The following is a 12,181-nucleotide window of genomic DNA, read 5'->3' on the forward strand; positions in this document are numbered from 1 at the left end:
GGCGAGCTAATCGTTCGCAGCGCGGCGTTGCGGCCGCTGATGACTGGCGCGTGGCAAAAATTCCACGGGGTGGATTTCCTGCAGGGATTCGGGCGCCTCTCCATTGATTGCACGCAGCAAAAGTGAAGCGATACGGGCGCCGATGTCATCGCAAGCGACGCGCATCGTCGACAAGGGCGGATCGGTAAAAGCGCTGACCGGCAGATCGTCATGACCGGTAATGCACACGGTGCTTCCGTCCCTGACTTCCCGAAGCGCGCGCATGGCCCCCACGGCCATTTCGTCGGTTGCGCAAAGAATGGCTGTCGGTTTTACCGGGCCGTCCATGAGTATCTTTGCGGCTGCATAGCCTCCGTGTTCGGAGGGCGCGGCTTCTGCCAGCAGTTGTGACGGCAAGCCCGAGCCAGCCAGCGCATCTTCCCATCCCAGCCGGCGGTGATAGGCAAATGAAAACTCCTGCGGTCCGGCGATATGCGCGATATGCCTGTGTCCATCGGCTATGAACCGGCGTGTGGCGTCGCGAAATCCGGCAAATCCATCACCATCAAGGAACGCATGCGGCTGCGCCGATTCCGTACGGCCAAGCGTAACGAACGGAACACCCCGCGACTGGAGCAGCGTAACCCGCTCGTCATGGCGTTTCGTGCGCACCAGCAGCATGGCATCGACGCGCTGTCCATCAACAAAGCGTTTGCACATTTCCAGCTCACATTGGCCGCGTGGCACCGGTGCAATGAGGAGGTTGAGCCCCGAGAGGGCAAGCTGCTCGGCGCAGGCGGACAGGATGTGAAGGAAATGCGGCGGCCCTATGTGGCCCGGTGAGGTTGGCAATGTGACGGCAACGACTTCGGTGCGCTGGCGCCGCAAGCGCCGTGCGGACGCATTCGGTTGGTAGCCCATCTTGGCCGCCGCCTGGAGAACCCGTGCCTTGGTCTTGGCCGATACGTCGGCGTAACCGTCCAGCGCCCGTGAAACGGTTGTAATGGATAATCCAAGCGATTGTGCAAGTTGTTTCAGATTGGACATGCCAACTCCCGTTCATGTCAGGACACAGTTTTTTAAAACGTTTTGGAAGTCAATCGGCAAAGCCACGGCAAGGCCTTTGCCGCCGCAGGATTTGCCGCCGTCCATATCTGGCATTGTTGATCACAAAAGTTTCATATGACGAACCGTGCGCATGTCTCATTTGGATACAAGGCGGAAAGGGCGCGCAACAGCAATAAATTGCGGATGCTGCCGGTCATCTATGGACTCACATGAATGTTTTGTGAAACTATGATGAACATTTTGTGAGAAAATATGTGATCGCGAATTCAAACAATCCGGAGATGATGAGATGGCATTCGGTCTTGGCGGAATCCTGCTTACCAGACTTCAACGCGATATCGAGCTTGCACGGCAGGCTGCGCTCACCGCGGCAAGCTACACCGCAAAGCAGGGCCAGACGCCACAAATCGTGGCCAAGGCGCTTGGCTACAGCGATGGCGGTCAGGCCATTGCCAAAGCCAACAGTATGCGGGTTGATCAGGTTCTGGATGCCGGTGCCGTGCTTGTCATACCAAAAATCGACCCGGCCACGAATGCCTCTCAAGTGAAGTTCAACGATGCGGTTGCTGCAAGCAGGAACACCACACCGCCCCCGATCCTTGCAGATGTGCAAGCCGGAAAGAGCATCGACGAGATAGCCGGTGACCGGGGGATCAGCCGTCCTGATGTTATCAGGCAGATGGAAGCAGCTGGACTTGGGCTGGAAACCACCGATCCGACGAGTGACAATGGCGATGTCAGGACAATCAGGATCATCGACCGCAAAACCGGCGGGGTCATTGCCACTCATTATGAGGATTTCCAGCACGGCGGCACGTCTGCAACCATCACAAATGCCGAGGGAAAGGAAATCGATGTTTCCGCATCCAAGGGCACGGGAAACATCGTACAAAGACCGTTCATGCCCCAGGGCAATCCGGAACAGGAAACAGATGGGCGCGTCGATCATCGCATTCGGCGCAATGAAACTCTGGACGGTATCGCGCGGGTTTATAACCAGGCCCAGCCTGACATTCTCGCGTTCAACGGGTCCATCGCTGATGCCAACAGAATCAATGAAGGCGCGGCGCTGCTCGTCCTGAGCAAGGAACGGCGTACAAGCCTTGAAACCATCAAGGCATTGCAAGCCGACATCGACAAGGCCGCATCACCAGCAGAAAAGGATGCGAAAACCCAGGCACTCAAGCTTGCCGTCAATACGGATATGCTTTCGGCCGCAAAAAACGGCGGCTATGCGCCCGAAACGTTGAAACTCCATCTCGACCAGCGGCAGGCCGACCTCGAAGCATTGGGGCCAAAGGCGGACAGTTATAAAACTATCGTCGCAGATGAGCGCAAAGCGGTGGAAGAGGGGTTCAATGCCGTTTTCAAACCGCTGAGCGCGTCCATAACGGCGGCACAGCAGAATTCATCCGGCTGGGGTGATGTCCAGGCCGAAATTACGCGCCAGTTCGAAACACTCGCCAAGGACGCCCCGGATGGCGGAGAAGCTGCCATCAACAGTGCCCGCGAAACGCTGAAACTCTACGGCCCGGCCGACAGCAAATTCACCGATGCGCTTGATGCCAGCGGTTACGACGTTCTTGTTGCCAAGCCCGCGCGGCGCGTTCAGGACGCGTATTCCAAGGGCGAGAACAAATTCAATGGCCTCGATGGCGATGCCGGGAGAGAAGCACAAAGAGAAGATGGTGCAAGCCGCGCCGCCAAGACCCTGGATGAGGTAACGAAGAACGTTACACCGGAGACGGCCATCCTTATTCTCAAGGAAGCCAACAAGGAGACGAATGCGCAGGGCAACCCGAAGACAAAAGTCATTGACGAGATCGAGCAAGCGATCGGCAAGCGGGCAGCGATCGCTTTCGGCGCCAGCCCTGATGACCGGCTCGGCGGCAAAAACTCCAACATTGCCGAAGAGATCAAGTTCTCGCTTCAGTTGACCCAGCGCGATACCGTGGCGAGCTACTCCAGTGTCCTGGGACATCTTGCGCAAGCCCCCCAGGGGAAGACCTTTATCGACGAGCGGGCGCAGTCGATAGCGAAATCCGTAAAGTCGACGCAGGATCAGACCTTTTCAGACTGGGAGAACCGGCTTCCTGAGAAGGTGCGCGGCTTCACGCTGGAAGAAAAGAAGAAAATTGGCAAGGAGATGGGCATCCCCTATCCGGAGATCAAGGCGGCCAGCCCCGACAGTGCCGGGGAGCCATTCCGCAATGCAATCGCCGCCGGCAAGGATCCGTCGTTGACGCTTGCCGTCATCGGGCAGCTCAAGAAGACAGGCGACAACGCCAACGCAAGCCTTCTTCTCGATGCGGCCACCAAAGGCACGCATGATCTTGTGGCCAATAGCCGGAACGTTGTCGGCGAATTCTCCAAGGACCATCTTGTCGTGGCCGATGACTGGAAGTCGGCCCTGAGCACGAAACAGCTGACCGACGGCATCAATGCGTCGATTGCGAAGAACCCCGGCAGCAAGGACAAAATGGATGCCCAGGGCGCCCTGGTGTTCCGCAGCCTTGCCGCTCTTCATGCCGCAGAAGGCGATATGCAGGGTCTGCAGGGTTTCGATCGCTATCAGGCCGGTATCAGCGCGCTTGAACATGATGACCAGACCCAGTTTGCCGTCAACAACAGTGAAGAGGCCTGGAAGGAGATGGGCAAGGCCTATATCGCCAGCACGACGCCGCCCGAAAAGGTTCCGGTGCCCAATACGCCCAGTCTGTTCTGGTCCGGCCGGGCAGTCATCGGCATGCACAAAACCCTGGCGGCCTATGAGGCGCTCGGTGGTAACAAGGTCTACAAGCCACCAACACCGGGAAGCATCGATATTGCATCGCGGCTGAACCCGGCCCAGGTCGACGGCAAGCTGGCGCAGAGTTCTTCGATCCTGTTGAACGGGCCCAATGCGGCAACCGATCCGGCCGCGCGCAAGGCTGCTCTTGAAAGTTTGAGCAAGTCCTTTGACGGCTCCAAGTTCGATCCCCGCGCGGGCATCACGACGGCTTCCGGTTTCGGCAAGGGGCTATCGGCAATACAGGGCTTGCTTTACCTCGGCAGCACGGCTGAGAATGCAGCCAATCCTGATCTGCTTTCGAAGTCGTTTGCCGTCTGGCTGACGGGCGGTGTTGCCTATGAGGCCAGCCAGCTGGGAGCGGGACTGGCCCGTTCGGTTGTTGAAAACGGGCGCTTTCCGAAAGGCGGCTTTCTTGACCGGGCCTCCAGTTTTGCCGAGGTGAGCGGTACGCCGAAATGGAGCTGGTTCGCCAAATATTTTGATCGGGCCGGGGGCCTGCTGATGGTCGCCTATACGCTTGACCATGTGGCCAAGGGCAAGTGGGCAAATTCAGCCTTCGCCGCAACCACCACTCTGGGTACGTTCCTGTCCATGATGAAGTCACCCAAGGCTGGCCCATGGGGAGCAGGACTGGCCGTGGTCGGGATCGTCGGCGAAATGGTCTACAATAATATCCGCAGAAGCCAGGCTGCGAGCTATTATGAAGGGCCCACCGAAGAGTTCCTGATCAAGGCCGATTTCAGACCGGACGCTGCCAAAATTCTCGCCGATCACGACGATGACGGAAACAGCGTCGGTTCTGTCATCGTGCCGCTCGCCAAGCAGCTCAATATGCAGCCAGAGGCATTGACGGAAGCGCTGCGCCGCTCCAGTGACGATACGAAACTGAAGGAATTTGTCCGGAATGTTCACGAAGTCAAACCCGACAAGAAAAGCGGGCAATATCCGATGTCGGCCCCGGAGCGTCTGCCGCCTTTGAAAATGCCGGACGGCGGTACGGTGTCGCGTGATCCGTCGAACGGGCGGGCGCGGACGATCCCCGAACTGGCCGACTGGGTCCGGCACAATCTGGTTCTGACCAGCTAAGCCACGTCAATCGCTTCGGGATGATGCCACTGCTGGGTGTTCTGGGCTCATTTGGGTCCAGAATGCCCGGGCTATCGGTGTTTTGATGGCCGAACCATATGATTTTGGCCGGTTATTGCTCGCAGTCTGCCTTAATGGTTAATTTGCGTTAACTATAAAGTGCTTGACGCGACTCGGTTCTTTGAGCAGTTTACTTACGGTTTTAAGGGGTATCCTGCGATATTAGCGTTACATGTAAATCTGAATGTTAGTGCTGTTTAGCGGCGTTAAACTACCAGCCAGCGTTACCCTTTTGGTATTTCTATCGAATCGGCGCATCCTCAGCCTGCGCCGACGCGATTCTATAGGACAGGCGCACAGGAACGATACGTGACTATGATGAATGCGGTACAGACAACTCAACCGGATGGCGCGCAATTGGCGGCTGTGCCACAGCCATCCGCTGCCCTGACCGCAGACCGGGCCATTGCTGCGGACGCGGAAATGCTGTCGGCGCAGTTGCAGGCGATGCGCAACCGCCTGTTTCCGCCCACTGCCCAGAAGGCCCTGCGCAAATTCACCAGCGGCGAGGCGGCAAAGCTCATCGGCGTTTCCGACGGCTATCTGCGCCAGCTTTCCATTGCGGGCGAGGGGCCACAGCCGGAAACCGGCGCCAATGGGCGCCGCCTTTACTCGCTCGCCGAAATCAATGCGTTGCGCCATCATCTCGCCGAAGCCGGGGGCCCGAAGGCCAAAACCTATCTGCCGCGCCGCGATCCTTCGGCCAACGAGCATATGCAGGTCATCGCGGTCACCAATTTCAAGGGCGGTTCCGGCAAGACCACGACGAGTGCGCATCTGGCCCAGCACCTCGCCATGGCCGGTTTCCGCGTCCTCGCGGTCGATCTTGACCCCCAGGCGTCGATGTCGGCGCTGTTCGGCTACCAGCCGGAACTCGATCTGACCGGCAATGACACGCTCTACGGGGCTATTCGCTACGACGGCGAACGGCGCCTGATGCGCGACATCATCCGCAAGACCTATTTTGACGGGCTTGATCTTATTCCCGGCAATCTCGAATTGCAGGAATTTGAACACACCACGCCGCAAATGCTTGCCGACCGCCAGCATGGCGCGCAGCAAAGCATCGAACAGCAGCTGTTCTTTGCCCGGGTGCAGGCGGCGCTGGATACGATCGCGGACGACTATGATGTTGTTGTCATCGATTGCCCGCCGCAGCTCGGCTTTTTGACGCTGTCGGCGCTTTGCGCCGCCACGTCGGTTCTCGTCACGGTGCATCCGCAGATGCTCGATGTGGCATCCATGAGCCAGTTCCTGTTCATGACAGCGGATCTTCTGGCTGTCGTGCGCGAGGCGGGCGGCGAACTCAATTTCGATTTCATGCGCTATCTCATTACCCGCTTCGAGCCGAACGATGCGCCACAGCAGCAGATTGCCGGCTTCCTGCGCTCGCTCTTCGGCGACCGCGTCCTCACATCGGCCGTGGTGAAATCAACGGCATTTTCCGATGCCGGCCTCACCAAGCAGACGCTCTACGAAGTTTCGCGCGACAGTTTCACCCGGGCAACCTATGACCGGGCCATCGAATCGCTGTCCTCCGTCAATGCTGAAATCCAGGGCCTGATTTTCAAGGCCTGGAACCGGCCTGTGTGAGGGAAGCAATGACTGACAAGAACCGCAGGGATCAACTCAAAGCTCTTTTCGGAACGGTGGATACGGCCCCCCAGCCGGAGCCGACGCCGCTTCATACGGCTCCGATGGACAATACTCCTCCTTCTGAGCAACCGAAGCAGCGCACGGCGTCCGGTGCCATCAAGGCTATGGGCCTGTCGCTCGGCGGTATCTCGCGTGAGCTGGAGGATGCCCGCAAGATTAGAGAAAGTCTTGAGGGAGCGGAACGGGTCATCGAGATTGATCCCCAGCTTATTGAGTATTCTTTTGTCGAAGACCGGCTGAGCCACAATTTTGGCCTTGACGAGACGTTCAGGGAACTGGTCGAGAGCATCAAGCTGAATGGCCAGCAGGTTCCCATTCTCGTCCGGCCGCATCCGGAGCGCCGTGGATACTACCAGACCGCCTACGGCCATCGCCGCCTGCGGGCCGCGGCGGAACTCAAGCTGCCGGTGCAGGCGATCGTCCGTGAGCTCAGCGATGCCCAGCTTGTGGTGGCGCAGGGCAAGGAAAATGCCGAACGCCGCGATCTCTCGTTCATCGAACGGGCTTTCTTTGCCCGCAACCTGATTGACCGCGGTTTCAGCCGGTCAGTGGTGCAGGATGCCCTTGCTTTGCACAAAGCCGAGATGACCCGCTACCTCCAGGTCGTGGACGCCATTCCGAAGCCGATTCTGCAGGCCATCGGCCCTGCACCTAAAATCGGCCGGCCGCGCTGGGTCAAACTGGCTGATCTGTTGAAGAAGCCGGAAGGCCGAACAGCAGCGCAGGAGATTGTGCAGCAGGACCATTTCAAGCTGCAGGGCAGTGATGGCCGCTTTGAAGCGGTGCTGGAGCGGCTGCTGGAGCTTAACAAGCCAGCTGCGGCGGCAGCCAGCGCCGATCCGGCCGCCGCCAGGCATATACGCGACGATAATGGTGATTTCATCGCCCAGCTCCTGAACAGCAAAAAGGAACGGTCGATCAGTTTTGCCGACACGGTTCCCGAGGGGTTCGTGGAATATGTGGCTGGCGAGTTAAACGGGCTTTTGCAGCGCTACAGGAGCGAGCGAAAAGTCTGAGACGGGCGTAATTCTGGTTTTGTGTAAGCGTTGAACGGAAAGAATAGAGAGAAGGAACAACGGCAAGAAAAAAGGCCCCCAGAACGTTACCGCTCCGGAAGCCCTCTTCAATGTAGCAATTTTAGAGAATCACTTCCTACCTGACTTGTCAAGCGTTGGACGCGTTCCGGCAACACCTTTCCCTTGCCTCAATTTGAGGTAGAGAAAATGACTGATCGTTTTGCAACGACGCCATTTGGCGGGCGATCGCTTTCGCATGCCATGTTCGCGGTGCAGGAAAAGACAGCCCGCGCCCGTGAAAAGCTGGCCGGTACAGACGCCAATCACCCGGAAAAATGGGCGCTGCTGCGGGAATTGACGCAGGCGCGCGCGGCTTTCTTCCTGTCGGATCGCACCATTGCCGTGCTGGAGGCCCTTCTGAGCTTCTATCCCGAGACCTTGCTTGACGGAAGCGCGCCCCTGGTGGTGTTTCCGTCCAATGCGGAGCTATCGATGCGCACGCGGGGCATGTCTTCTGCAACCATCCGGCGGCATCTGGCCGCACTTGTCGAAGCGGGATTGATCATCCGGCGCGACAGTCCGAATGGCAAACGCTATGCCCGGCGCGGAGAAGGCGGGGAAATCGAGCATGCATTCGGTTTCGATCTCTCTCCTCTGGCGCTGCGCGCCGATGAAATCAGGGACCATGCGGCCGCGGCACGGGACATGGAGCGCGCCATTCATCGCGTCCGCAGCGAAATTACCATCCATCTGCGCGATGTCTCCAAGACCATTGACGCTGGACTGAGCGAGGAACGTCCGGGCGCGTGGGAAGCCTATGCGGATGAACTGGCAGCCCTCTCGGGGCGCGTGAGCCGGCATTTGCCATTGGAGACCATGAAAACAAGGCGGGACGCGCTTGCGGATCTGCGCAGCAGGGTCGAAAAAGCCTATCTCGATACACTTTCAAATGAAGAAATGAGCGGCACTGACTCTTCTTCTGAGCGCCATATTCAGAATTCAAATATAGATCACCATTTTGAAAGGGCTTCCGAAAAAAGCCAGAAACGAACGGCAGCGCCTGAAACTGCAAACAATGGAAATGCTGAAGCGGAACAAAACCACAAGGCGGAAGCCGGGCGCAGCCAGGCAATGTCAAAAATGCGCCAGCGGTTGCTGAACGCCAAAGTGAAGCGGGCGCAGCTCGGCGATATCCGGACGGGAGATTTGGCCGCCGGGCCGGTGAAGGCGGCGGCGCTGCCATTGGGTGCCGTGTTGGAAGCCTGTCCGCAAATCCGGGACTATGCCCGCAATGACATCGAGGATTGGCGTGATCTGATGCAGACCGCCGGTCTGGTCCGTTCCATGCTCGGTATTTCGCCCGATGCCTGGGAAAGGGCGCGTGAAACCATGGGGGATATCAACGCTTCCATCACGATTGCAGCGATATTGGAGCGGGCAGGAGAAATCCGCTCACCCGGAGGATATCTGCGGGCGCTGACCGACAGGGCCGAAATTGGCCAGTATTCGGTCATTCCGGTGATAAAGGCGCTCAATGGCGAGGGGAGATTATAGGCGTGGACAGCGAAAAGGGGCGCGCAAGCACCCCTGATCCAGCTTTTTTTGCCTGAGGTCAACGAGAGGTGAGATCGTCAGGCAGATCGCGGTTGTGAAACTCCTTGAAGACGGTTCGCAGCGTTCCATTGGCGAAATTGGTCTTTACCCAGTTGTTGAGCCAATCCTGCAACGGCTTTTCACCCTTCGGCAAAGCAATGCCGAGATTGGTTTCCTTCTGGGTGAACTTCAGTTCGAGCGGATTGCTCGTGCGCTTCTTGTTCAGGCCGCCCAGGACGGCAGACTGGCTGGAGATAATGTCAACCTGACCCGATACGGCTGCAGTAATCAGGGTTGCGTCGTCTTCAAAGCGTACGATTTGCGCGCCGGGTGCATTCTGGGTGATGTCCATGTCATTTGTGGTGGCGCGGGTAACACCGATGCGCTTGCCGGCGAGATCGGCGTAATTCTTGATCTCGACATTTTTGGGCGCAGCGACAATCAGGCTGAGCGTGGCGTAGGGAACGGAGTAGTCGATGGCCTTCTTGCGCTCCTCGGTAATGCCGAGTGCGGAGACGACCATATCCGCCTTTCCGGTCTGGACAGTCGGCACGCGGGCAGCGTTGGTAATTTCGACCAGATCCAGTTTGACGCCAAGGTCCTTGGCAATGAGCCGGGCGGTCTCGACGTCCGAACCTGTCGCCTTCAGATCGCCATCGACATAGGAATATTCCGGGCTGCCCATGGCGACAGCGATGCGCACCTTTCCGGATTTCTTAATATTTTCAAGGACATCAGCTTGCGCCGCAGTGGCGGCTATCATGAGTACCACGGCAGCGGAAGCGGCCACTTTCAGTATCGTTTTCATGTTCTCTCTCCCAGTTGATTCAGTCTCGCCGGTGTAAACCGGATTTGCAGTCACAGGCCGTTTGCCAGAAACTCCTTCAATTCCTTTGTCTCCGGCCGCACGAGCATGTCACCGGTGCCGGTCTCCCAGACCCGGCCGGTATTCATGTAGATGACGCGGTTGGCGACCTTGCGGGCAAAAGCCATCTCGTGAGTGACGACAATCATGGTCATCCCGCCCTTGGCCAAATCTTCCATGACGCGCAGGACTTCACCCGTCAGTTGCGGATCGAGTGCCGAGGTCACTTCGTCGAACAGCATGACTTTTGGCTGCATGGCGAGTGACCGGGCAATGGCCACACGCTGCTGCTGGCCGCCGGACAATTGCTCGGGGTAAGCCTCGATTTTCTCGATCAGTCCCACCTTGGCGAGAACGGATTTTGCCGTCTCGAATGCCTCGGCACGGCCGATGTTCTTGACGCGGCGCAGCGCAAGCATGATGTTTTCCGCCACATTCATGTGCGGAAACAGGTTATAGCTCTGAAACACCATGCCGACGTCCTGGCGCAACGCCCGGATGTTCAGTTCCGGTGATTCCACCCGGTGCCCGCAGACTTCAATCGTTCCGCCCTGAATGGATTCAAGCCGGTTGATACAGCGCAGCGCGGTGCTCTTGCCCGAGCCGGATTGGCCGATCAGCGCCACCACTTCTCCCGGTGCCACATCGAAGGACACACCTTTGAGAACGTCGACGGAGCCGAAACGCTTGATCACTTCATGGAGTTTAACGGCGGCCGACATTCAGTTTCCTCTCGAGAGAACGGCTCCAGACCGACAGCGGATAGCAGACGCAGAAATAGAAGGCGGCGGCGATGCCGAAGATAAGAAAGGGCTGGAAAAGCGAATTGTTGATGACTTGCGCGGCGCGGGTCAGCTCGACAAAGCCGACAACGGAGGCAAGCGAGGTATTCTTGACGAGCTGCACCATGAAACCCACGGTTGGCGGGGTGGCGATGCGCATGGCCTGCGGCAGGATCACGTCCACAAGCACCTGCCAGCGGGTCAGGGCGAGACATTCGGCGGCTTCAAACTGGGTGCGCGGCACGGATTCGACGCATCCGCGCCAGATTTCGCCGAGATAGGCGCTGGAATAGATCATCATGCCGACACCGGCAGCCATCAGCGGGGGCAGTTCAATGCCGATGACGCCGAGGCCGAAATAGATGACGAACATCAGGATGAGAAGCGGCGTTCCCTGAATGATCTGGACATAGACGAGAGACAGCCGCCGCAGCCAGCGCATGGTCGAAGTGCGGGCGAGCATGACAAAGAACCCCGCGACACCGCCAAGCGCAAAAGCGAGTGCGGAAAGGACCACAGTCCAGACCAGCCCGTGCAGCAGGTAGACGAGGTGATTTATGGTGAAACCGTCGGTCATGGCTGCATCCTCACAGGGGCGTTCCGAGCTTGCGGCGGCGTGGAAAGATGGCGAGCGCTATCGCGTGAAATCCGAAGCGCAGCAGATAGGTGATGACGAGATAGATCGCGGCGATGACGATGTAGGTTTCAAACGAGCGGAAGGTGTAGGACTGGATATTATTGGCGACACCCGTCAGATCCTCCGCCGATATTTGTGATGTGATCGACGTCGACAGCATCATCAGGATGAACTGGCTGGTGAGAGCGGGATAGACGCGCTCAATCGACGGCATGAGGATGATGTCGCGATAAATCTGGAAACGGGACAGGCCAAGCGCTTCGGCCGCTTCGATCTGGCCGGGGTGTACGGCCTCCATGCCCGCCCGTACGATTTCGGCGGTATAGGCTCCAACATTGATCACCATGGCGAAAACCGAGGCGAAAAACACCGGCATGGTCAGGCCGATGGACGACAATCCGAAGAAAATGAAGAATATCTGGACAATGAACGGTGTGTTGCGGACGATTTCGATGTAGATGCCGACGGCGAGACGCAACCAGAGATAGGCGCTGCGCCGGGCAATGGCGCAGAGCACTCCGATGACAAGCCCGACGGCCACCGCGACCACAGTCATCTCGATGGTCGTTACCGCGCCCTGAAGAAAGCTTTGCCAGTAGGGGAGGAGCGCTTCGAAATCGAACTGATAATTCATGGCGCTTTTCCCGC

9 protein-coding genes are annotated in these 12,181 nt (G+C 58.2%); 4 read left to right on the forward strand and 5 right to left on the reverse strand.

Annotated features, from left to right (window positions below; translation table 11 throughout):
- Positions 1-6 precede the first annotated feature (6 nt).
- Positions 7-1,026, reverse strand: coding sequence for a LacI family DNA-binding transcriptional regulator (locus C5750_RS09770; RefSeq protein ID WP_105733664.1), 1,020 nt, complete (start codon positions 1,024-1,026; stop codon positions 7-9).
- A 310-nt stretch (positions 1,027-1,336) separates the two neighbouring features.
- On the opposite strand from C5750_RS09770, the gene C5750_RS09775 reads away from it, so the two are divergent.
- From C5750_RS09775 to repC, 4 genes are all read left to right on the forward strand, one after another.
- Positions 1,337-4,924 carry a LysM peptidoglycan-binding domain-containing protein gene (locus C5750_RS09775; protein ID WP_105733665.1) on the forward strand — a complete coding sequence of 1,196 codons (3,588 nt, stop codon included), beginning with the start codon at positions 1,337-1,339 and terminating at the stop codon, positions 4,922-4,924.
- A gap of 369 nt (positions 4,925-5,293) precedes the next feature.
- Positions 5,294-6,577 (forward strand): plasmid partitioning protein RepA, encoded by a 1,284-nt coding sequence (gene repA, locus C5750_RS09780; RefSeq protein WP_425350436.1) that lies wholly within the window; start codon positions 5,294-5,296, stop codon positions 6,575-6,577.
- 8 nt (positions 6,578-6,585) lie between these two features.
- Complete coding sequence (gene repB / locus C5750_RS09785) at positions 6,586-7,656, forward strand: plasmid partitioning protein RepB (protein ID WP_105733666.1); 1,071 nt, start codon at positions 6,586-6,588, stop codon at positions 7,654-7,656.
- A 207-nt stretch (positions 7,657-7,863) separates the two neighbouring features.
- Positions 7,864-9,210 (forward strand): plasmid replication protein RepC, encoded by a 1,347-nt coding sequence (repC, locus tag C5750_RS09790; RefSeq protein ID WP_105733667.1) that lies wholly within the window; start codon positions 7,864-7,866, stop codon positions 9,208-9,210.
- Positions 9,211-9,268: 58 nt separating this feature from the next.
- Here repC and C5750_RS09795 read toward each other — a convergent pair whose 3' ends face one another.
- Genes C5750_RS09795 through C5750_RS09810 form a run of 4 tightly spaced genes read right to left on the reverse strand, consistent with a single transcriptional unit; the run spans position 9,269 to position 12,167 of the window.
- Entirely contained in the window at positions 9,269-10,057 is a 789-nt protein-coding gene (locus tag C5750_RS09795; RefSeq protein ID WP_105733668.1) for a transporter substrate-binding domain-containing protein, read from the reverse strand.
- 50 nt (positions 10,058-10,107) lie between these two features.
- The gene (locus C5750_RS09800) at positions 10,108-10,836 is read right to left on the reverse strand and encodes an amino acid ABC transporter ATP-binding protein (protein ID WP_105733669.1); all 729 of its coding nucleotides are present in this window, start codon (positions 10,834-10,836) and stop codon (positions 10,108-10,110) included.
- On the reverse strand, positions 10,820-11,473 hold the full coding sequence (locus C5750_RS09805; RefSeq protein ID WP_105733670.1) for an amino acid ABC transporter permease: 654 nt from the start codon (positions 11,471-11,473) through the stop codon (positions 10,820-10,822). The genes C5750_RS09800 and C5750_RS09805 overlap by 17 nt, the downstream gene beginning before the upstream one ends.
- Before the next feature lie 10 nt (positions 11,474-11,483).
- Positions 11,484-12,167 carry an amino acid ABC transporter permease gene (locus C5750_RS09810; protein ID WP_105733671.1) on the reverse strand — a complete coding sequence of 228 codons (684 nt, stop codon included), beginning with the start codon at positions 12,165-12,167 and terminating at the stop codon, positions 11,484-11,486.
- Positions 12,168-12,181: the final 14 nt, after the last annotated feature.

The sequence above is a fragment of the Phyllobacterium myrsinacearum genome (assembly GCF_002980555.1).
Lineage (GTDB): Bacteria > Pseudomonadota > Alphaproteobacteria > Rhizobiales > Rhizobiaceae > Phyllobacterium > Phyllobacterium myrsinacearum.